This is a genomic window from Nocardia sp. CA-145437, assembly GCF_050956485.1.
Classification (GTDB): domain Bacteria; phylum Actinomycetota; class Actinomycetes; order Mycobacteriales; family Mycobacteriaceae; genus Nocardia.
Genome location: NZ_CP191204.1, coordinates 6015935 through 6037546 on the forward strand (window position 1 = coordinate 6015935; position 21612 = coordinate 6037546).

The following is a 21612-nucleotide window of genomic DNA, read 5'->3' on the forward strand; positions in this document are numbered from 1 at the left end:
ATGCCGCCGGGACCCTGGCCTCGCCCGATGCGGCCAGCTCGGGAGCCGTGGCGGCGGCCGTCCCCGAGTCCGGCGCCGCGGCCCGGCAGCAGGCCGGCGCCGCGCCCGCGGGGTCGGTGGACGTGGCGGTGGTGCAGTTCGATCCGCACACCGACACCGTGGCCAATCTCACCGCTCTGCGCGCCGAGGTCAAAGCGGCCAGCGAACTCGGAGCGAAGGTGGTGGTGGCCCCCGAGTACTCGATGTTCGCCACCAAGCGCCTCGACGAGCGGGTGCTGGCCGCCGCGGAGCCGCTCACCGGAGAGTTCGTCACCGGATTGCGCGGCGTGGCAGCCGAATTCGGCGTGCACGTGGTCGCCGGCGTGGTCGAGGCCGGGGGCCCGGACCAGCCCGCCGGGCATATCTACAACACGCTCGTCGCCGCCTCCCCGGATGCCGAGTTCGCCGCGGTGTACCGAAAAGTTCATCTCTACGACGCTTTCGGCTCCCGCGAATCCGACCTGCTCATCCCCGGCCCGCTCGACCAGTCCCAGACCTTCACCGTCGACGGCGTCGTGTTCGGCATGCAGACCTGCTTCGATCTGCGATTCCCCGAGGGCATTCGCCGCCTGGCCGCCGCCGGCGCGCACACCCTGCTGCTGCCCGCGCAGTGGATTCCCGGCCCCGGCAAGGTCGACCAGTGGACCACCCTGCTGCGGGCCCGGGCCATCGAGAACACCATGTACGTGGCCGCCGCCGACCAGGCCGCGCCGCGCGGCTCCGGCGCCTCCATGATCGTCGCCCCCACCGGCGCGGTGCTGGCCGAACTCGGCGATCAGCCGGGCATCGCCACCGCCCGCGTCGACCTGGCGTACCTGGGCGAGGTCCGGGCCACCAACCCCAGCCTGGCGCTGCGCCGGTACACCATCCGGGGCGACTGAGCCCCGGTGAGCCGATGCTCACGCAACTAGACTGAATACCGATGATCTATCCGGATCGCGGGGCCGCCGGGCGCGCGCTGGGTGAGGTGCTCGGGCACCTGCGCGCGGCGGATCCGTTGGTGCTGGGACTGCCTCGCGGCGGGGTTCCGGTCGCGGTGGCGGTCCGTGAGGCGATCGGCGGCGATCTGGATGTGCTGCTGGTCCGCAAGCTCGGAGTGCCGTGGCAGCCGGAGCTGGCCATGGGGGCCATCGGCGAGGACGGGGTGCGGGTCCTCAATCACGACGTCATGCGGCACACCGGGGTGTCCCCGGAGCAGCTGATCGACATCGAGCACGTCGAACGCGCCGAGCTGGAACGGCGGCGGCGGGTGCTGCGCGAGGGGCCGCCGATCGACATGACCGACCGGACCGTGGTGATCGTCGACGACGGCATGGCCACCGGCGCGACCGTGGCCGCCGGATGCGAGATCGCGCGCCGGCACCAGCCCCGGCGGGTGGTCGTCGCCGTGCCGGTGTCCTCGGCCGAAGCGCTGCACCGGATCCGGGCCGTCGCCGATGAGGTGGTGTGCCCGATGGTGCCGCGCTATCTCGGCGGCGTGGGCGGCGCGTATCGCGACTTCCACCAGCTCACCGACGCGGAGGTGGTGCGGCTGTTGCGGCCCGCCACCGCCCGCGATCAGGAACGGTGACCGCCGTCAGACCAGCGAGCGGGCGTGCACGAAATCGACCACCTCGGCGGTGACCGCCGCGTGCGCGGGCTCGTGCAGCAGATCGTGGCCGGTGTCGGGATAGGTGAGGAAGCGCGCCCCGACCTGTTCGGACCAGGCCCGGACCGGGTCGATCGGCGCGCGCCGATCGTCCGCGCCGTGCACGATCAGCACCGGCAGGCCCTCGGGCAGCCGGGGGCCCGGCCAGTCCGATTCGCTGGCCGTCGCCGCCGCCGCCCGGGAGCGGGCCTCGGCCGAACTTCCGCCGGAAACGGCTTGGGACCGGCCACGATTCGCGACCGCGCTGCCGCGGGCGGATTTCGGCGACCGGCCCTCCAGCACCGCCTGCGGCGTACCGGACAGCACCAGACCGGAGAAGTCTCGCGGTTCGGCGTCCCGCAGCACCGCCAGCGCGGTGGCCGCGCCGAGCGAGTGACCCATCAGGAAGGGCGTGGAGTCGGAGTGCTCGTGCACTTGATCCAGGAACATGCGCGCGTCGGCGGCCAGTTCGTGAATATTGCCGGGCCGCTCCGGGTCTCCTTCGCTGAGACCGTGGCCCGAGGTGTCCAGGGCCCAGAGTTCGATTCCGTGCGCGGCGAGCGCCCGGGCAAACCGATGGTAGTGCGCGCTGTGCTGGCCGATCCCGGGCAGCAGAGCCAGGACGGCCTGGGCATGGTCGAGCTGCCATCGTCGGTAGTGAAGGCGGCCGCGAGCGCCCGCGAGGTAACGCATCGGCAGATTGTGACAGACCGGAGGCGGCTGTGGGGAAGCTCCGAACAGGCAACTGGTCAGTAATTAATGGAGGGACCGAACGATCGGCCCGGGTTTCCGGTCCGGGGCCGGTCCCTCCGGCCGGACCGGACGGGCGACCCGGTCTCGCCCGCCGGGCGACACGCCGGAATGGCGGGGCGTTTTCTGGCGTCCGACCGGGCGTTGAGCCGACTCCGGCCACCGCGCCCCGCACGAGTCGCGTTGTCTCCCAACACCGCCCGCAAACGCACGCTGACGTGGGCGGCTCGCGACCGGGCCGACCCGGTGCGCGGGCCCCACCTGGCGGCACATCACACCGCCCGCAGTCATTACGCTATGGCCGACTCGGCACGTGACGATCCCCGGCCGGGCGGGCGGAGCAATGGCACAGGAGGGCCGCGATTGATGCTGTTCGGTGATCGTGTCGTGTGCAGCACCGGAGACCTGGTGGCGGCGGCGCGTTGTGAGTTCGCGCTGCTGCGCGCGCTCGACGCCGAACTGGGACTGGTGACCCCGGTCGAGTTCCCGTCGCGCGGCGCGCTCACGCGCACCCCGGACCCGGCCGTCGAACACCGCCTCGCCGACCTCCGCGACCGCCACGGCGACGCCGTCACCCGCATCCGCCTGTCCCGGGCCGCCGCGGCCACCCTCGGTGTGGCCGCCCTCACGCCCCCGGACGCCGACCCGTTCGCGGGCCTACCCGACGACCATCCCCGCGCGCTACGCCGCGACACCGCGGCCGCGACACCCGAGCACACGCAGGACGAGGCGCTGGCCGGACTGCGGGCCGCGCACGAGCAGACCGCGGCGGCACTGCGCGGCGCGGCGGAGGCGGTCGCGGGGGCCGTCCTGTTCGACGGCGACTTCGCGGCGCGCTGCGAATTCCTGGTCCGCGACCACGCACCCGAGGGCCACGACTACATCGTGACCGGGGTCGCCGGACGCCGCGGCGGGGTCGCCACCCTGCTCGGCCTGGCCGCGGCGGCGGAAGCCCTACGGCACAACGGCTTCCGGTCCGCCTCCCACGCACTGGTGTGGGAGGACGGGGTCCGTGTCACCCACCGGCTCGCCGACATGGCGGTGGTCTACCAGGCCCGGCGCGCGCGGCTGAACCTCATCGTGGAATCCAAACTCGGCGAACTACTTCCCGTGCAGTGGGGCGATCGACGCTTCCTGGCCTGCGGCCACTGCCCCACCTGCACCGCCGAACTCGAGGCCCGCCGTGACCTGCTGCTGGTCGCGGGCATGCGCCCGGCCACCCGCGCCCACCTGCGCGACGCCGGCATCACCACCGTGGACCGGCTCGCGGTCGCCGACTCCACGGTCACCGGCATCCCCGCCGCCACCCTCACCACCCTGCGGCGCCAGGCCGAGGTCCAGATCCTGCGCGAACGCACCGGCCGCCCCGTGCACGGCCTCGTCGAGCCGGCCGCTCTCGCCGCGCTGGCCGCCCCCGCCCCGGGCGAACTGTTCGTCAGCGTCACCGCGCCCCCGGGACCCGACGGCGCCGCGATCCCCATGGTCAACACCTGCGGAACCGCCCGCCCCCGAGCCGGAATATGCCGCACCGCAGGTGATTTGATCGTCCACGTGGGTTTCGGCGCGGCGATCGGCGATGCCGATCCCGCCAACGCCCGCCACCGCGCCGACGGCCCACGCGACGCACAAACCGACACCGCCGAACACCCGCGCGAGGCGGAACACACCGCGGCCCGGCTCGGCAACGCCGACATCCCTCCGGTGGCACTGAGTTTCGGCCCCAGAACACCCGGCGCGACGGCTCCCGGGACCGTCGGAGATCGCGTGGCCACCGCCGAGCCCGGGCCGATGCCCGGCGTGAGCACCATCGACCTGGGCTTCGTGCCCGCGCCCGCGCTGCCGAAAACCGAGCGCACCTTCGTGATTCGAGGCGGCGAGCGGGACGGCGGGGTGTCGCTCACCCGGCGGCGGGACGACGCGGACGAGCTGCTGGAGTTCCTGATGGAGCGGCAGCGCGAGTTCCCGGAGCTGCGGATCCACCACTACCGCGGTGATCTGCGCGAGGTGCTCGATGCCGTCGGTGAGCGCGACTCCGAGGCCGAGGACGCGGTGGCGGAGCTGCTGCCCGCGCTGGTCGATCTGTACCCGGTGGTGCGGGCCGCGCTGGTGGTCGGCGAGCGGTCCTACGACCTGCACCAGCTGCCGCCCAACCAGGAGGAGAGCGGGCACGGCGCCGAAGCGGTTCTGCGCCTGCGGGATTGGCTGCTGGAGCTGGCCGCCGAACACCAGGTGCGGCCGAGCCGGCGCTGGGCCTACGACTACGCCGAGACCGGGCCCGACGATGTCGAGGCCGCGCTGCGGGAATTCGCCGAGAGCTCGGGCACCCGACGCGGCCCGGCCCAGGAGGCCGCCGGACTGACCGCGGCCGCGCTCGGCTATCACCGGCGCGAACGCCGTCCGCTGCGCTGGGCCCACGACGACCGCCTCGACCACCCGGTGGACGAATGGGCCGACACCGCAGGCGTACTCGTCGCCGACTCCGGTTCGGTCGACACCGACTGGCACGGCACCGGACAGCGGCCCCTGCGCCGGTACCTGACCCTGACCGGACGCCTGGGCACCGGCAACGCGCCGCCGCCCGGCACCCCCGTGCTCACCCTCTACGACCACGCCGCGCCCGGGATGGCCGTCACCCCGGGGCTGCGCGCCACCGCGCACGCCACCGTGCTCGGCTGCTCCCTGGACGCGGGCTTCGAGGACGTGGTGCGCGTCGTCGAGTTCCTGCCCGAGGGCTGCGCGCCCTACGACGAGCTGCCCACCGCCATCGCGCCCTGCCCGCCCGGCCCCGACGCGCGTCTCGCGGAAGCCTTGGAGGACACCGCACATCAACTGCTGGTGACGCTCCCCCACGTGCCCGAGACGGCCGTCTTCGACATCCTCACCCGCCGCCCGCCGCGGCTGCGCACCGGCGCGGCGCTGCCCGAGGTGTTCGGCGACCACGCCGCCGCCGTCACCGCGGCCGTGCTGGACCTCGACAATTCGTATGCGGCCGTGCAGGGTCCGCCCGGCACCGGCAAGACCGTCACCACCGCGCGCGCCGTGGAACGCCTCGTCACCCGCTACAAGTGGCGGGTCGGGGTGGTGGCGCGCACGCACCGGGCGGTCGAGCACCTGCTGGACGCCGTCGTCGAGGTGGGCGTGCTCCCGGAGCTGGTGGCCAAGGCCGACAGCCGCGCGGTGGCCCCGGAATGGCTGCCCATCGAGGCGTCCCGCTATCCGCGCTTCCTCGACAATGCCGTGAACGGCTGTGTGGTGGGCGGGCTCTCGGGCGACTTCACCGATCCCGACCGCATCGCGCGTGACAGCCTGGACCTGCTGGTCATCGTGGACGCCGGGAAGTTCCCGCTGGCCGAGGCGGCCGCGGTGGCGGTGTGCGCGCGCAACCTGCTGCTGGTCGGCGACCCCGCGCCGCCCACGACGCACGGCACCCACCCCGAACCCATCGCCGAATCCGTCCTGGGCCGGCTACTCGGCGCGCACCGCACCCTGCCCGCCGCCTACGGCTACTTCCTGGACCGCACCTGGCGCATGCATCCGCGCATGTGCGGGCCGGTGTCGCGACTGCGCTACGACAATCGGCTGCGCTCGAACGAAACCGTCACCCTGGCACGGGAACTCGACGGCATTCCGCCGGGCGTGCGCACGGTCGCGGTGGAGCATCACGGCAACGGCACCGAATCCGCCGAGGAGGCGCGCGAGATCGTGCGCCAGGTGCGGACGCTACTCGGCCTGCCCTGGCACACCGGGGCGGTCACCCGCCGCCTGCACCCGCACGACATCCTGGTGGTGGCCCCGTATCACGCGCAGGTGGCGCGCATCCGGACCCTGTTGTCGCGGGCCAAGATCGAGGACGTGCTGGTCGGCACGCCCGACCACTTCCAGGGCCGCGAGGCGGCGGTGGTGCTGGTCTCCATGACCACCTCCGCACCCGAGGACGCCCCGCACGGCATCGGGGCGCTGCTGTCGCGGCACTGGCTGACCAGCGCCATCTCGCGGGCCATGTGGTCGGCGATCATCGTGCGCTCGCCGCTGCTGACCGAATTCCTCCCGGCCACCACGGCCGAGCTCTCGGACCTGGCCGCGGTCCTGCAACTCGACCGGGTCTGATACCGCGCCACCGAGTTCCCCCGACTGCCGGAACTCGGTGCACTCGGGGTCAGCCGAAGTTGTGGCCTTCGCCGCGATAGGTCGGCACGGTGGTGCGGCTGCCGTCGGCGTCGACGAGCTGAACCTCGTTGAACCGCTCGCACAGTTCGCCCGCCTTGGCATGCCGGAACCACACACGATCGCCGATCCGCAGCCCGTCGGCGCCGGTCAGCGGGGTCTGCACCTCACCCGCGCCCTCGGTGCCGATCAGCTTCAAGCCCAGGGGCCACACCGGTTTCGGCACCCGGGACGCACCCGTGGGACCCGAGGCGATGTAGCCGCCCGAGAACACGGTGGCGATCCCGGGCGCGGGACGGCGCAGTACGGGAGCCGCGAAGTACATGGACGGACGCGGAGCGAGATTGCGGTAGCCGTCGAACAGGGTCGGCAGGTACAGGCCCGAACCCGCGGTCACCTCGGTGACGTCCGGGTCGCTGATGGAGACCTCGATGGAGCCGGTGCCGCCGCTGTTGACCAGCTCCAGTTCACCGGCCACCGACCGCACCGCGTCCAGCACCTGGCGGCGGCGCTTGCCGATCTCCGCGGCCGAGGCCCACTTCACCAGGCGCACAGCCGGATTGGTGTCGGGCAAGCCCGCGATCTGGGCCTCGTAGGTCATCACGCCGACGAGCCGGAAACCGCGGGAACGGGTTTCGGTCGCCAGCTTCGCGGCCTGGTCGGGGGTGCGGATCGGGGAGCGGCGCACGCCCAGGTGCAGCGGGCCGATGCGCAGGGAGGCGTCGACGTCGAGACACACACGGGGAGCGGCCTTCTCACCGACGGCGGCGCGGATGAAGTCGAGCTGGTCGGTGTCGTCGACCATGAGGGTGACGGAGTCGAGCAGCAGCGGATCGGCGGCGAGTTCGGCCAGCGCGTGCCGGTCGACGGTCGGATAGCCGAGCAGCACGTCGCGCGCACCCTCGCGGACCAGCCAGATCGCTTCGCGCAGTGAGTAACCCATGATCCCGGCGAAGCCGCCGGACGCGGTGAGCTTGTCGCCCAGCACTTCCTCGAGCACCGCGCGGCAACGCACGGATTTGCTGGCCACCCGGATCGGCACGCCGCGGGCGCGGCGCACCAGATCGGCGGCATTGGCGCGTAGGGCGGTCAGGTCGACCGCGGCCAGCGGTGGTTCCAGGTCGGCGGTGGCCGCGTGCAGCCCGCTGATCGGCGACGAATCGGTCACCAGATCATTCGACCACGAACCTGGTCACTCGTCCAGCACAAAGTTCGGGCGAATCCTCAGAGGTCGACGGCCTTGGTGGACAGGTACGAGACCAGGTCGTCCAGCACAACCAGCGAGATCTCGTCATCGCAGTCCGCCAGCCAGCGCAACACCATGCCCTGGATGACGGCCAGCAGATAGGCGGCGATGGCGTCGACCGGTTCCAGCCACTGGGTGCCCGAACGGCGGGCGCACAGATCCAGGAACTCGGTCACATCGGCGTCCAGTTCGCGGAACATGGCGGTGGCGATCGGATCCGGTACGCAGCCGGTCTGGTTCTCCCAGCGCCGCCGCAGCACCGACAGGGTCGACTCGTAGGCCCGCAGCTGCCGGTCGGGTGAGGATTTCAGGATCGGCCACAGCGTGCTCACGCCCGCGTGCAACAGAACTCGAAGCGCACGATTACCGCTGAAATCGAGCGACCCGGCCGCGGCCTCGATGGCCTCGGTCATGGCCGGACGAAGTCCGACCTGGGTGATTTCTCCACTTGCGCTCAACGACGACTCCCTTTAGCGAAAAGACTCGCGCACCTCTGCCTGCGCGGCTCGCTCAACGGGTTTCAGATCAGCATCGATCACCGGCCTGTACCCCGGCGTACCCGTTCAACGGGTACCGATGTTACGTCGTTTACTTGCCTTGCAACCAGCTTTGATAGCCGAATACGTACCTCAGGATTGTTTTGTTACCTGATTGAAACGGGCCCGCGATCGATTGGGAATGATCAAATTGAACGATCGCCAGGTAAAGCCGTTGTTTGGACCAATCGGTATTTTATGGCGGTATGCGCGACACACATAGCGGGTGTGCGCGACCCCACACCCGACAGCGCATTTTCGGGCCCCGGATTCGCCGCGAACGAGTCCCGCTCACCGATCGATCGCCGACCACGAGTCCCACTCACCGATAGCCTGAGCTCGTGACCTCTGCGCGCTACGACCAATTCCTGATCTCCGGCACCTTCAACTTCCGTGATCTGGGTGGAGCACGGACCGTGGGCGGATCCACCGTCAAGGAAGGCGTCCTGCTGCGGTCCGCCCAGCTCAGCCGCATCGACGACGCCGGTGTCGACACCCTGCGCACGCTGGGCGTCACCGACATCCACGACCTGCGCGGACACGCCGAGATCGAGTACATCGGGCACGACGTCATCCCGGACGGCGTGCGACTGCGGGTCACGCCCTTCGACTCCCGCATGGGCCAGACCCCGCCGCACGAGGCGCGCGACAAGGCGACCGCCCAGGCCCACATGCTCGAGGTCTACCGCCAGTTCCCGGCCCTGCCCGAGGCCCACCTCGCGATCAAGTCGCTGGCCGACTCCACACTGGCCGGCACCGCGCTGGTGCACTGCGCCGCCGGCAAGGACCGCACCGGCTGGGCGGTGGCCACGCTGCTGCGCGCGGTCGGGGTCACCGAGGACGACGTATTCGCCGACTACCTGCTCAGCAATGACGCGGTGCCGGTGCTGCGCTCGTTCATGACCGCGGAGTCCGACAAGGAGGTCTCCGACGACCTGCTCGGCGTCCGCACCGAATACCTGGAGTGCGCCACCACCTCGATGCACGCCCTCTACGGCGGCCTCGACGGCTACCTCACCGAAATCGGCATCACCATCGAGATCCGCGACGCCCTGCACACCCGCCTGCTCGGCTGAGCGCCCGCGTCCCGGCGGGTCCGCGCGTCAGCCGACGCGGCGGACCAAGCCGTCGGCGGTGATGCTGACCTGGTTCCCGGTGTGGAACCAGGGCCCGGTGAAGCGCGATTCGGTGGTCTTCGGATCGTTCCAGTACCGCGGGCTCACATTCGGACCGCGGCACAGCAATTCTCCGCACCCGGCATCCGCGCGCGGGCCCCACAACGCGAGTTCTGTTCCCCCGAAGGCGAATCCGAGGGTGTCGCGGGCACTGTCGTGGCCGTCGAGGTCCAGGGCGGTGTCGTCGCGGGCCAGGCCGATGCCGGAGGTCTCGGTCGCGCCCCACACCGACCACTGCCGCGCGGCCGGGAAGACCTCGCGCAGGGTGTCGGCGACCGAACCGGATGCGGCGGAGGCCGCGGCCAGTTCGGCGCGGTGCCCGGCGCTGCACACCTGACGCACCTGCTCCACCCGCAGCCCCGCCAGGCCGGGCAGCAGTCCGGCGAAGATGCTGGGGGTCGCGGCGACCATGTCGATGCGTTCGGCCACCAGCGCCCGCGGCACCAGGGACCGGTCCGGGGTGAGCACCACCGTGCCGCCGACCGCGAACGTCGGCAGCAGTTGATCCACGCACCCGCTGGCGTGCGCGAGCGGCAGCAGCACCAGGTTGCGCAGGCCGTCGGTGGGCAGATCCAGCGCGCCGACCACGGATCGGATTGCGGAGAGCAGGTTCTCGTTGGTCAGCTCCACCCCGCGCGGGGCGGTGTCGGGGCCCGGGCTGGTGTAGGAGAGCAGCGCCAGCTCGCCCAGGGACGCGCCGTCGTCGATGAAGGCCGCGCCGTCGGGCAGGGCCGCGGCGAAACCGGCCGCGGTACCGCCGCCGTCCAGCACGAAGTCGGCGCAGGCGTCGCGAATCACGCGGTCCGCCACCACGTCCGGGAGGCCGTCGTGGACCAGCACCGGGACCGCGCCGGAGAGCAGCGCGCCCAGGAAGGCCTGGACCCAGCGGGCGCCGACCGGCATGCGGACCGCGACCCGGTCGCCGTAGCCGATGCCGTGCTCCTGCAGCCCGCCCGCGATGCGGGAGGCCGAGTACCAGAGCTCACGGTAGGTGAGCCGGGGGCCGCCGATCTCGACGACGGCCTCGCGGGCGGCGAAATTGTGGACCTGGATGTCGAGTAGCTCGGTCAGTGCGGGGGTGAGGTTTCCGTAGCGCAGGATGCCGTCGGCGGCGCGCGCAAGCGGGTTGTCACACCAGCCGTTTCGCGTGTGCGGGAATTCCACGAGTAACTGCGACATCGTCCCTCCGAGTGCCTCGAAGCCCTGCCAGGCATGAGTGACTATATGATGCAGATCACAGAAGTGGGCGGATTGTCGGCAAACGGATGTCAGGCTTTGACCCCACGGAAACAGATCGGCGTCCTGCCAAACCCTGGTTCCCCCAATCGAGCCTGCGGAAACGTCGGATTTCGGATGTCGTTCACGACCGGGCGTCCGGAATGCGGATCGAGCGGTCTCGTGTCGCCCTCACTCCGACACCATCGCAGGTAGACGGCTTGACACGCCCGGGCGTCATTAGACACGCCGGGCGCGCGCAGCCGGTTCGACCGGTCGGGGTCTATTTGCCCGTGTACGTGGCCTTTCCGGGGCCGACCTCCAGGAAGCTGCGCACCGCGCCCTTCAGGTCCGCGGTGCCGAAAAGTTGCCCGGACACCTCCGGGGTCACCGAATCGGCGTGGGCGACACCGCCGGACCGCCAGGCCTCGATAATCGTCTTGGTGGCCGCGTGCGCGCGTGTCGGCCCCTCGGCGAGGCGGGCCAGCAGCGCCCGGGCGGCGGCGTCCACGTCCTCGTGCACGGCATTGACCACACCCCAGTCGGCCATGGTGGCGGCGTCGTAGAGGTCACCGGTCATGACGAACTCGCGGGCCCGGCCCGAACCGGCCCGCTCGGCCAGCCGCTGCGGGCCGCCCATGGACGGGGTCAGGCCCACCACGGTCTCCACCAGACCGAACTTGGCCTTGGGAGCGGCCAGGATGATGTCGCAGGCCAGCGACATCTCGAAGGCCGCGGTCAGGGTCAGCGAGTGGGCGGCGAAGACGACCGGGCACGGCAGCGCCTCGAGCGGGTGGATGATGCGCGCGAACAGGGCCTGCCACAGCTGCGCGCCCTCCTCCTCCGACAGCCCGTCGAAGACATGCACGTCCACCCCGCCCGACACCAGCTTGCCGTCGGCGCGGATCAGCAGCGCGCGGGGCGGATTCGCCGACAGCTCCTCGAGATCCGAGGCGAGGGTGTCCATCAGCGCCTTGTCGAAGAGGTTCAGCGGCGGATGGTCGATGGTGAGGATCGCCGCATCCGCGCCGCCATCGGTGACGATGCGCTCCAGGCGGGTGGGCTTCGAGTCAGTCATGCCCTGAATGTATGCGGACGCTTACCTTCGCAAAAGAGGCGGCGCGACATCGGTACGACTACCTGCGAGGAGATCACCCCGAGGTTCGCGGCCGTCTCGATTCTGGACCGACGGAGCGGGGGAGCGAAGCGGAGGAGGGAAGGATCGAGACCTCGGGGCCGCGAACCCGCCCGGAGCGGAGCGGAGGGCAAAATAGACACAGTGACCACCTCGAACAGCGAGCCGGGGACCTATGTCGAGCCCGGCGAATTCAAGCGGGACACGAATTACATCGAAACGCGGATCACCGCGGACGGGCGGGACGGGTATCCGGTCGAGCCGGGCCGGTACCGGCTGGTCGCGGCGCGGGCATGCCCGTGGGCCAATCGCACGCTGATCGTGCGGCGGCTACTGGGGCTGGAATCGGTGCTGTCCCTGGGCTTGTGCGGGCCGACCCACGACAAGCGCAGCTGGACATTCGACCTGGATCCGGGCGAGGTGGATCCGGTGCTCGGCATCCACTTCCTGCGCGACGCGTACTTCGAGCGATTCCCCGACTACCCGCGCGGCATCACCGTGCCCGCCGTCGTGGACCAGCGCACCGGCGCGGTGGTCACCAACGACTACGCGCAGATGACCCTCGACTTCTCGACCGAGTGGACCGAGTACCACCGGCCCGGCGCGCCCGACCTGTACCCGGAAGATCTACGCGCGGAAATGGATCCGGTCATGCGCCGCGTCTACACCGAGGTCAACAACGGCGTGTACCGGTGCGGGTTCGCCGGCGACCAGCAGGCCTACGACGCCGCCTACGACCGGCTGTTCACCGCGCTCGACTGGCTGAGCGAACGCCTCGCGGGCCAGCGGTACCTGATGGGCGACACCATCACCGAGGCCGACGTGCGGCTGTTCACCACCCTGGCCCGTTTCGACCCGGTCTACCACGGCCACTTCAAGACCAACCGGCAGAAGCTCACCGAGATGCCGGTGCTGTGGGCGTACGCCCGCGACTTGTTCCAGACCCCCGGTTTCGGCGACACCATCGACTTCGTGCAGATCAAGCAGCACTACTACATCGTGCACACCGACATCAATCCGACGCGGGTCGTGCCCCAGGGCCCCGAACTCGGCGACTGGCTGACCCCGCACGGCCGGGAAGCCCTGGGCGGCAAGCCGTTCGGCGACGGCACCCCGCCGCCTCCGCCGGTGGAGGCCGAGCGGGTGCCCGCCGGTCACGGCGCGGTCTGACCGCTCACTCCCCCGCCGCGCCCCGATAGGTGCCGAAGCTCCAGTAGACGCCTTCGGGGTCGCGGCAGGTGAAACCCCGTGATTCGTAATCGGTTTCGTCGCGCAGTTCGCGGGTGATGGTCGCGCCCGCCGCCCGCGCCCGCTCGTACAGCGCGTCGATCTCGTCGAGGGCGATGTACACCGAGCCGACGCCGGGCGGCTGGCATGCCAGCGCCATGCCCTCGCGCACCCCGCCGAGCATGATCGCGCCGCCGCCCGGCCAGGCCAGTTCGGCGTGGTCGACGGTGTCGCCCGAGTCGTAGCGGGCGGTGGTCTCGAAGCCGAAGGCGGCCTCCAGGAACGTGATCGCGGCCGCGGCGTCGCGGTAGACCAGGGTCGGCCAGACGACGATGGCGGTCCGCACGGAATTGGTGGTTTCACTCATGGCACCAGCCTCCGACCTCGGCCACCGGTTGGTCTTGGACGAATGGGAACTCCTCGTGTTCCCGCCACACCGACGGCGGCATGCCCGCCAGCTCCCGCCACTCGCGGGCCATGTGCGCCTGGTCGTAGTACCCGGCGGCCGCCGCCACGGTCGCCAGCGGCGGCGCGACCGGCTCGCGCAGCAGTTGGTGTGAGCGTTCGAAACGGGCCACCCGGACCGCGTCCTTGGGGGTGATGCCGAACTCCGCGCCGAAACGGTTGCCGAGATGCCTTCGACTCCAGCCGATCTCGTCGGCGACCTCGGCCACCCGCACGGCCGGGTCCGGCCCGGACAGCAGCGCCCAGGCGTGGGTCAGCTCGTCGTCCCAGCGCACGGGGGCGATATGCCGCAGCAGGATCTCGTCGATGACGGCGAACCGTTCCGGCCACGACACCGGCTCCGCCAGCCGCTCCCGCAGCTCCGTCGCGCGCGGCCCGAGCAGGTCGGCCAGATCCACGATCCACGAACCGAGCGCCGCGGCGGGCATCCCCAGCACCGCCCGGCAGCCCAGCGGGGTCAGATTCAGCTGCACGCCGTGCTGGAAGCCGTTGTGCGCGATCACCGCCGGACGCACCGTGAGCCCGCTGGCCAGCATGTTCCAGTGCCCGCCCGGCTGCTCGGGATGACTGGAGACGGGGACGTGGATGGATTCGCCGATGGTGATGATCACCGTCAGCGCCGAGCCCGGCATGCCGACGTGGGTGCCCGGGGTGAAGCCGTGCAACAGGTAGCCCTCGTAGCCGAGGACGTACGCGCTCAGCCGCGGGTCGGGCACACCCGAGGCGCCTTCGGACACGCCTGCCACGCGATCCACCCTAGGCCGATCCGGCGCGGCGCGCGATGCTCTCATCCGGAACCGGTCTATCTCGCGAATCGTTGTCGAGGTGCCATAGAGTTTCGGTCGGAGAGGACCGCACGGAAGTAAGGGGTTGCCGATGTTCAAGGGCGGATTCGAAAAGGCGGTCGTTTCGCTGCTCGACAACGGGTCCCAGGTGCAGGCCCCGGCGGTCGCGAAATACGTCGCGAAGCTGCGGGCCGATCATCCGGACGAGACACCCGGGCAGATCATCGCGCGGTTCGAGAAGCTGTATCTGAACACCGTCACCGCCTCCGGCACCGCGGTCGGAGCGACGGCGGCCGTGCCCGGCGTCGGAACCGTCGCGTCGGTGGCCGCCATGAGCGCGGAGACCGCGTTCTTCCTGGAGGCGTCCGCGGTGTTCACCCTGGCCGTGGCCGCCGTGCACGGCATCGCGCCCGAGGACAAGGAACGCCGCCGCGCCCTGGTGCTGGCCGTGGTGCTCGGGGAGAGCGGCATGGAGATCGTGCAGAAGAGCGTCGGCGTGTCGGCGAAGAACTGGGGTGGCCTGATGGCCGCCAAGATCCCCGGCCTGAGCTCCATGAACGATTCGCTGCTCAAGCGGTTCATGGTGCAGTTCATCGCCAAGCGCGGGGCGCTCATGGTCGGCAAGGTGATCCCCGCCGGAATCGGCGCGGCCATCGGCGGATTCGGCAACCGGGCGCTGGGCCGCCGCACCGTCGACAATGCCCGCAACGCCTTCGGCGCGCCGCCGCTGAGCTGGCCGCAGCCCATGATCGTCGACGCCGACCCGCTGACCGCCCTGAACGCGCCGGCCTGGAACAAGCAGCAGTGAGCGCCCGGCCCCTCGCCTTCGCCGCCGGCGGGCTGACCAAGACCTTCGACAGCATCACCGCCGTCGACGACGTCAGTTTCGTGGTGCCCGCCGGGACGGTGGCCGCGCTGGTGGGACCGCACGGCGCGGGCAAGTCCACGGTGCTGCGCATGCTGCTCGGACTGCTCACCCCCACCTCCGGCACCGCCGGTGTGGGCGGGCCCGGTTCCGGTGCGCGGGCCGGGCGGCGGGCGGTCGGCGCGATGCTCACCCCGCGCGGGCTGGACCCGGCGCGGCGGGTGTTCGCCCAGCTGCGCGTGTACGCCGCGGCCGCGGGCGTCTCCGACGAGCGGGCCGAGGAACTGCTGCGGCTGGTCCGGCTCCTCGACGCCGCCGACGAACGGATCGGCACCCTCACCGAGGGCATGCGGACCCGCCTGGCGCTGGCCGTCGCCCTGCTCGGCGATCCCCCGCTGCTGGTGCTCGACGATCCGGCCACCGGACTCGACGTCGGCGAGACCGCCTGGCTCAATGACCATCTGCGCGGCCACGCCCGCCGCGGCGGCACCGTGCTGCTCACCTCGCGCACCCTGAGCACCGTGCTGCCCATCGCCGACGAGCTCATCGTCATGGACCGCGGCCGCATCGCCTACCAGGGCAGTCCCGCCCGGCTGCGCCGCAGCCACCCGGACCGGCTGCTGGTCAAGGCCTCCAGCCCGATCGCGCTGGCCACCTCGCTGGCCGCGCAGGGCTTCACCGACTCGGTCATGCGGCCGGACGGTCGCCTCGCCATCGCGGAAGCCTCACTGTCACAACTGGAATCGGCCGCCTCCGCCGCCCGGGTCCAGCTCACCGAGGTCACGCCCGAACACATCCACCCCGATCAGGTGCTGGCCGCCCTCACCCACACCGGACCCACCGCCCCCGCCTACCCCGGCCCGGCCGCCCCCGGGGCGTATCGGTGACATCGGTGTGCCACATCGACATTCGCAATCGGTCGGCGGCGCCGGCGACCGGTGGCCCGGCCCGCGAACGACCGGTCCTCCGCACCGCCGCCGAGACGCTGGATTCCGGATCAGCGTCCCGTGCCGCACGGATATGCGGAGCCGCCCAGGCCGGGGACGCTTCACGAAAGGACGCTCGATGAAGTTCACTGTGCCGCCGGTGGTGGCCCGGGCCGCGAATTCCGAAGTGCGGAAGGTGACTTCGGTGCGGCTGAACTGGGTGATCGGCGGCGGGGTCGTCGCGGCGGGTGTGGCGGCGTTCGTGGCGCTGGGGACCGGATTCCAGCCCGGGGGCGAGAACGCGCAGGGGTTCAGCTCCGGGTCCGGCTGGGCGTCCGTGCTGACCGCGTGGGTGGTGGTGCTGACCGTGGCCGCGGCCGCCGCCTTCGGGGCGGTCGGCGCGGGCTCGGAGTTCGCGACCGGGGGCGTGGCGATGGGCTCGCTGTTCACGCCCGACCGAACCCTGCTGCTGAGCGCGAAACTCGCGGTGGCGGGGGCGTTCTCGCTCGCCACCGTGGTCGCCATGGAAGTGCTCGGCGGAGCCGCCATGCGACTGGCGGGCGGCTCGCGGGTGCCCATGGACGGCGGCTTCTTCGGCGTGCTGATCGGGGTGGCGCTGGCGGCGGTGTGCTGGACGGTGATCGGGGCCGCGGTGGGCTTCGTGCTGCGCTCGCCCACCCAGGCGCTGATGGCGGTACTGGGCTGGGCGGTGCTGGAACCGCTGATCTGGATCACCGCGCGCGCCATCGGATTCGGCGGGCTGGCGGCCATCCTGCCGGTGTCCTCGACGGTCGGGGCGATCAGCGGCGGACGGTACGCCAAGAACGCGCTCATCGCACCCACGCCGGCGGCCATGGCGATGCTGGTGCTGTGGACCGCGGCGGCGGGCGCGGCGGGCTGGTGGTTCTACACCCGCCGCGACATCTGACGCTCAGTCCCGGTCGGCGAACACCCGCTGCCAGACCGCGTGATCGGTGCGCGGGCCGCCCGGGGTGTCCGCGCCGTACTCGGCGATGAGCCCCGGCAGGTCCAGCGGCAGGCTCGGCGCGGTCATTCCCGCCAGTTCGGCCTCCACCGCGGCGTCGGGAACCAGCCAGCAGACCTCGAATTCGATGCCGTCCGGATCGGCCGCGTAGAGGGCCTTGGTGGAGGCGTGGTCGGACGCCCCCGTGAGCGCGCCCGCCGCGATCAGGGCGTCGCGCACCCGCTGCAACTCGCTGAGCGTGTTCACCTCCCAGGCCAGGTGGTAGAGCCCGACCCGGCCGGTGCGGTGCGGGACCGACGGGTCCGGGGACTGGAACAGGCCCAGGTCGTGGTCATTGGCCGACCCCTCGGCCTGCAGGAACGCCCCGCCCGGGAAGCCGCCGGGCAGCCGGCGGAAGCCGAGCACCTCGCTGTAGAACGCGACCGAGCGTTCCACGTCGGAGACGAACAGGACAGCGTGATTGAGGCGCTGAATCGGCATGGCGGGAACTCCGTTTCGACGTGACCGGACGCGGGGGTGCGAAGTTCAGCGGAACACGCCGGGACCGGAGACACAAGGCGGCGTCCCGGCCACACTGATGAGGGGACGGGAACAAACAGGGGGTGGGGCGGTCGTTGTTCTCCGCGATGAGTTCGAGTGATGTGGGCGAGGCGATGGTGACCGGGGCCGGTGACGGAACAGGCCGCGGATGGCTGCGGCGGCTGTGGGACAGGTGCGCGGGGCACCCGTGGATGCTGGCCGGGCTGGCGGTGGCGATCGTGGCCGGCGCGGTCGTCGAGGTGACCGGGCCGCTACTGGCCAAGCGGGCCCTCGACGGCGCGACCGCGGGCCATACCGGCATCATCGCGGGCCTGGCGATCGCCTTGGGCGCGCTCGCCGCGGGACGCTTCCTCGCCTCCTTCGGCCGCCGCATGCTGGCCGGACGGCTCGCCCTCGACGTCCAGCACGAACTGCGGGTGGATCTGCTGGCCGCGCTGCAACGCCTGGACGGGCCCGGGCAGGACGAGCTGCGCACCGGCCAGGTCATCTCCCGCTCGATCAGCGACCTCACCCTGGTGCAGGGGCTGCTGTCGATGGCGCCCTGGTCCTCGGTGGCGGCGCTGCAATTCGTGCTCGCGGCGGGCGTCATGCTGTGGCTCTCGCCGCCGCTGGCGCTGGCCGCGCTGCTGGTGGTGCCGGTGCTGGCCTTCGTGGTCTACCGGGTGCGGCCGCGCCTGTACGCCGCCACCTGGTCCGCGCAGCAGCGCGCCGCCGATCTGGCCCAGCACGTCGAGGAGACCGTCACCGGCGTGCGCGTGGTGAAGGGCTTCGGGCAGGAGGCCCGCATGGTCGACCTGCTGGAGGGCCACGGTCGCGAGCTGTACGCCGAACGCATGCGCGCGGCCCGCATCGACGCCCGCTTCAGCCCGACACTGGGCTCGATTCCGCAGGCCGGGCTGGTCGCGGTGATCGCGGCGGGCGGGCTGCTGGCCTTCCACGGCAGCATCGGGCTCGGCACCTTCCTGGCCTTCGTCGCCTACGTGGCCACCATGACCAACTCCACCCGGATCGTGTCGTACGTGCTGGTGATGGCGCAGTTGACGCGGGCCGCGGCCGAACGCGTGCACCAGGTCATCGACAGCGCGCCCGACCGCGTCGACCCCGAGCATCCGGCGCCGGTGCCCGACGGGCCGCTCGGCATCCGAATCGAGGACGTCACTTTCGGTTTCGATCCGGACCGGCCGGTACTGCGCGATGTCAGCCTCGACATCGCGCCCGGGGAGACGGTGGCGATCATCGGCCCGGCGGGCTCGGGCAAGTCCACGCTGAGCCTGCTGCTACCGCGCTTCTACTCCCCCGACTCCGGCCGGATCAGCCTCTACGGCACCGATTCCCGCGCCGATGTCGCCGACCTGCGCGCGGCCGAGCTGCGCGCGGCCGTGGGCGTGGTGTTCGACGAGGCGTTCCTGCTGTCCGACACCATCGCCGCCAATATCGCCCTGGGCCGCCCCGAGGCGACCGAGGCCGAGATCCACGCGGCCGCCGCCCAGGCCGCGGCGGACGACTTCATCACCGCCCTCGCCGACGGTTACGACACCGTGGTCGGCGAACGCGGCCTGACCCTGTCCGGCGGCCAGCGCCAGCGCATCGCCCTGGCCCGCGCCCTGCTGGCCGACCCGCGCGTCCTGATCCTCGACGACGCCACCTCGGCGGTCGACGCGGTCACCGAGGCCGCGATCTTCGCGTCCCTGCCCACCGATTCCGGCCGGACCACGCTGATCCTGGCCCACCGCGAATCGACGCTGTCCCACGCCGACCGCGTGATCCGGCTGCCCGCACCGGAATTCGCGCCGCTCGATCCGGCGGCCGCGGACTCCGACCTCGAACTCGGGCAGACCGCGGCGGGCGCGCAACCGGATCGGGATACGCCCGAGGAAGTGCGGCGGGTGCTCGGCAAGCTGCCGCCCGCGCTGGAAGAGCCCGGGCTGGACGCGGACTCGTTGCGGGAGCCCGACCCCGGGTTCCGGCTGAGTCACGCGCTGGGACTGGTGAAATGGCTGGTCGCGGGAACCATGCTCCTGCTGGCACTGAACGCGCTTGTCGGCGTGGGTTTCCCGTCGGTGGTGCGGTACGCGGTGGACGCGGGTGTCGGGCGGCACGACGGCGCGGCGCTGGTACGGGCCACCGTCATCGGCGTCGTCCTGGTCGTGGCCGGGTGGCTGGTCGCGGCGACCGCGCTGCTGTGGAGCAACCGGGCCGGTGAGCGGGTGCTGTTCGGGTTGCGGGTGCGCAGTTACGCGCATCTGCAGCGGCTCGGCCTGGACTTCTACGAGCGGGAACTGTCCGGCCGCATCATGACCCGGATGACCACCGACATCGACGCGCTGTCGACGTTCATGCAGACCGGCCTGCCGGACGCGCTGGTCGCGCTGCTGACCGTCGGCGGAATCGCGGTGGCGCTCACCATCATCGACCCGGGCCTGGCCCTGGTGGTGTTCGTGACGGTGCCCGCGCTGCTGGTGGCCAGCTGGAAGTTCCGCAAGGTCTCCGATTCCGCCTACAGCGCTTCCCGGGAGCATTCGGCGACCGTGAACGCCGACTTCGCCGAGAACGTCGCGGGACTGCGGGTGGTGCAGGCCAACCGGCACGAGGCGATCTCCGAGCGGCGCTTCGCCGGATACTCGGACAACTACCGGGTCAGCCGGATGCAGGCGCAGCGGGCCATCGCCACCTTCTTCGCCTTCGTCGGCATGTGGGCGGACCTGGCGCTGGCCGCCGTCGTGTTCACCGGGGCCTGGGCGGTCGCGCACGGGACCACCACCGCGGGCACCCTGGTCGCGTTCGTGCTGTACCTGCAGCTGCTGTTCGGGCCGATCATGCAGTTGTCGCAGCTCTTCGACGGGTATCAGCAGGCGCGGGTCGGGCTGCGGCGCATCGGGGAACTGCTGCGCACCCCGTCCTCGATCGCCCCCGATCCCGCGGACGCGGCCCCGATCGACGGGCAGCTGCGCGGCGAGGTGGTGTTCGACGACGTGCGCTTCCAGTACCCGGGCGCGGTGCGGCCCGCCCTGGAGGGCGTCAGCCTCGGCATTCCGGCGGGCGGCAGCCTCGCGCTGGTGGGCGAGACCGGCGCGGGCAAGTCGACCATCGTGAAGTTGCTGGCCCGGCTCTACGACATGCCACGAGAACCTGTGTCCGGTGACGCGAATCACGAAGTTACCGACGCCGCGACGGCAATCTCCATAGCGAAAACGCATGACAAAGCCCGTGATCCGGACACTCACGGCGCAATTCGGGTGGACGGCGTGGATATTCGCGACTATCGCCTCGCCGACTTCCGTTCCCGGCTCGGCGTGGTCCCACAGGAAGCTCACCTCTTCACCGGCGACATTGCCAGCAACATTGCATTTGGCAAACCTTTTGCGAGTCGCGTTGAAATCGAGGCGGCGGCCGCCGCGGTCGGTGCGCTGGACACCATCGCCGCGCTGCCCCGGGGCATGTCACAGCCGGTCGGGGAACGCGGGCGCGGGCTCTCGGCCGGGCAACGCCAGCTCATCGCCCTGGCCCGGGCCGAACTGGTCCGGCCCGACCTGCTCCTGCTCGACGAGGCCACCGCCGTCCTGGATCCGGCCGCCGAGGCATCGGTGCTGGTCGCGAGCGAATCGGTGACGCGGGGGCGGACCTCGATCATCGTGGCGCACCGGCTCGCGACAGCCGCGCAGGCCGATCGGATCGCGGTCGTCGAGCACGGCCGGATCAGCGAAATCGGGTCACACGACGAACTCCCCGCGGCCCGCGGCGCGTACTCCCGCTTGTGGGCTGCGGCGCGGGCGACGGAAGGAATATTCTCGAGCGAGGACGAGTCGTCACGAGAGAATGCGTCCGCTCGGTGGTAGCCACGACCGACGGCGAACGGGGGTGGGCATATCCTCAGTGGGGGCGCATCGGCGCGCATCCGCCGATTACCCGTGCCGGGCACGTCACAAACGTCG

The 21612-nt window shown here is 71.5% G+C and carries 17 protein-coding genes; 9 read left to right on the plus strand and 8 right to left on the minus strand.

Features of this window, described 5'->3' with window-relative positions:
• The first annotated feature begins 116 nt into the window (after window positions 1-116).
• Window positions 117-920, plus strand: a complete 804-nt coding sequence (locus tag ACQPYY_RS27960) for a carbon-nitrogen hydrolase family protein (protein ID WP_433594750.1) — start codon at window positions 117-119, stop codon at window positions 918-920.
• 41 nt (window positions 921-961) lie between these two features.
• The gene (locus ACQPYY_RS27965; protein WP_433591595.1) at window positions 962-1609 is read left to right on the plus strand and encodes a phosphoribosyltransferase; all 648 of its coding nucleotides are present in this window, start codon (window positions 962-964) and stop codon (window positions 1607-1609) included.
• Window positions 1610-1615: 6 nt separating this feature from the next.
• Here ACQPYY_RS27965 and ACQPYY_RS27970 read toward each other — a convergent pair whose 3' ends face one another.
• A complete protein-coding gene (locus tag ACQPYY_RS27970) occupies window positions 1616-2359 on the minus strand; it encodes an alpha/beta hydrolase (RefSeq protein ID WP_433591596.1) in 744 nt (247 codons plus the stop codon).
• Window positions 2360-2782: 423 nt separating this feature from the next.
• On the opposite strand from ACQPYY_RS27970, the gene ACQPYY_RS27975 reads away from it, so the two are divergent.
• Window positions 2783-6523, plus strand: a complete 3741-nt coding sequence (locus ACQPYY_RS27975) for an AAA domain-containing protein (protein ID WP_433591597.1) — start codon at window positions 2783-2785, stop codon at window positions 6521-6523.
• Window positions 6524-6572: 49 nt separating this feature from the next.
• Here the strand turns inward: ACQPYY_RS27975 and ACQPYY_RS27980 are convergent, their stop codons facing one another.
• Both ACQPYY_RS27980 and ACQPYY_RS27985 read right to left on the minus strand, forming a co-directional pair.
• Complete coding sequence (locus tag ACQPYY_RS27980) at window positions 6573-7748, minus strand: amino acid deaminase/aldolase (RefSeq protein WP_433591598.1); 1176 nt, start codon at window positions 7746-7748, stop codon at window positions 6573-6575.
• Between the two features lie 56 nt (window positions 7749-7804).
• A complete protein-coding gene (locus ACQPYY_RS27985; RefSeq protein WP_357283428.1) occupies window positions 7805-8284 on the minus strand; it encodes a TetR family transcriptional regulator in 480 nt (159 codons plus the stop codon).
• 419 nt (window positions 8285-8703) lie between these two features.
• Between ACQPYY_RS27985 and ACQPYY_RS27990 the strand changes: the two genes are divergently transcribed.
• Window positions 8704-9438 carry a tyrosine-protein phosphatase gene (locus ACQPYY_RS27990; protein ID WP_433591599.1) on the plus strand — a complete coding sequence of 245 codons (735 nt, stop codon included), beginning with the start codon at window positions 8704-8706 and terminating at the stop codon, window positions 9436-9438.
• Window positions 9439-9465: 27 nt separating this feature from the next.
• Here ACQPYY_RS27990 and ACQPYY_RS27995 read toward each other — a convergent pair whose 3' ends face one another.
• Together ACQPYY_RS27995 and ACQPYY_RS28000 are read right to left on the minus strand one after the other, a co-directional pair.
• Window positions 9466-10716, minus strand: coding sequence for a class I adenylate-forming enzyme family protein (locus ACQPYY_RS27995; RefSeq protein ID WP_433591600.1), 1251 nt, complete (start codon window positions 10714-10716; stop codon window positions 9466-9468).
• A 319-nt stretch (window positions 10717-11035) separates the two neighbouring features.
• Window positions 11036-11830: an enoyl-CoA hydratase/isomerase family protein gene (locus ACQPYY_RS28000; protein ID WP_433591601.1), complete on the minus strand. Its 795-nt coding sequence runs from the start codon at window positions 11828-11830 to the stop codon at window positions 11036-11038.
• Between the two features lie 201 nt (window positions 11831-12031).
• On the opposite strand from ACQPYY_RS28000, the gene ACQPYY_RS28005 reads away from it, so the two are divergent.
• A complete protein-coding gene (locus tag ACQPYY_RS28005; RefSeq protein WP_433591602.1) occupies window positions 12032-13057 on the plus strand; it encodes a glutathione S-transferase family protein in 1026 nt (341 codons plus the stop codon).
• Window positions 13058-13061: 4 nt separating this feature from the next.
• Here the strand turns inward: ACQPYY_RS28005 and ACQPYY_RS28010 are convergent, their stop codons facing one another.
• Window positions 13062-13481 carry a VOC family protein gene (locus ACQPYY_RS28010; protein ID WP_379093896.1) on the minus strand — a complete coding sequence of 140 codons (420 nt, stop codon included), beginning with the start codon at window positions 13479-13481 and terminating at the stop codon, window positions 13062-13064.
• Window positions 13474-14325 (minus strand): helix-turn-helix domain-containing protein, encoded by an 852-nt coding sequence (locus ACQPYY_RS28015; RefSeq protein ID WP_433591603.1) that lies wholly within the window; start codon window positions 14323-14325, stop codon window positions 13474-13476. Before ACQPYY_RS28015 ends, ACQPYY_RS28010 begins: the two co-directional genes overlap by 8 nt.
• A 130-nt stretch (window positions 14326-14455) precedes the next feature.
• Here ACQPYY_RS28015 and ACQPYY_RS28020 point away from each other — a divergent pair, with 130 nt between their 5' ends.
• The 3 genes from ACQPYY_RS28020 to ACQPYY_RS28030 all read left to right on the plus strand — a co-directional run bounded on the left by ACQPYY_RS28020 (window position 14456) and on the right by ACQPYY_RS28030 (window position 17083).
• Window positions 14456-15172, plus strand: a complete 717-nt coding sequence (locus tag ACQPYY_RS28020) for a hypothetical protein (RefSeq protein ID WP_357087233.1) — start codon at window positions 14456-14458, stop codon at window positions 15170-15172.
• Complete coding sequence (locus ACQPYY_RS28025) at window positions 15169-16116, plus strand: ABC transporter ATP-binding protein (RefSeq protein ID WP_433591604.1); 948 nt, start codon at window positions 15169-15171, stop codon at window positions 16114-16116. Before ACQPYY_RS28020 ends, ACQPYY_RS28025 begins: the two co-directional genes overlap by 4 nt.
• A gap of 178 nt (window positions 16117-16294) precedes the next feature.
• Window positions 16295-17083, plus strand: a complete 789-nt coding sequence (locus ACQPYY_RS28030; RefSeq protein WP_433591605.1) for a hypothetical protein — start codon at window positions 16295-16297, stop codon at window positions 17081-17083.
• Window positions 17084-17086: 3 nt separating this feature from the next.
• Here ACQPYY_RS28030 and ACQPYY_RS28035 read toward each other — a convergent pair whose 3' ends face one another.
• The gene (locus ACQPYY_RS28035) at window positions 17087-17620 is read right to left on the minus strand and encodes a VOC family protein (protein ID WP_433591606.1); all 534 of its coding nucleotides are present in this window, start codon (window positions 17618-17620) and stop codon (window positions 17087-17089) included.
• Between the two features lie 146 nt (window positions 17621-17766).
• Here ACQPYY_RS28035 and ACQPYY_RS28040 point away from each other — a divergent pair, with 146 nt between their 5' ends.
• Window positions 17767-21516 carry an ABC transporter ATP-binding protein gene (locus ACQPYY_RS28040; protein WP_433591607.1) on the plus strand — a complete coding sequence of 1250 codons (3750 nt, stop codon included), beginning with the start codon at window positions 17767-17769 and terminating at the stop codon, window positions 21514-21516.
• Window positions 21517-21612: the final 96 nt, after the last annotated feature.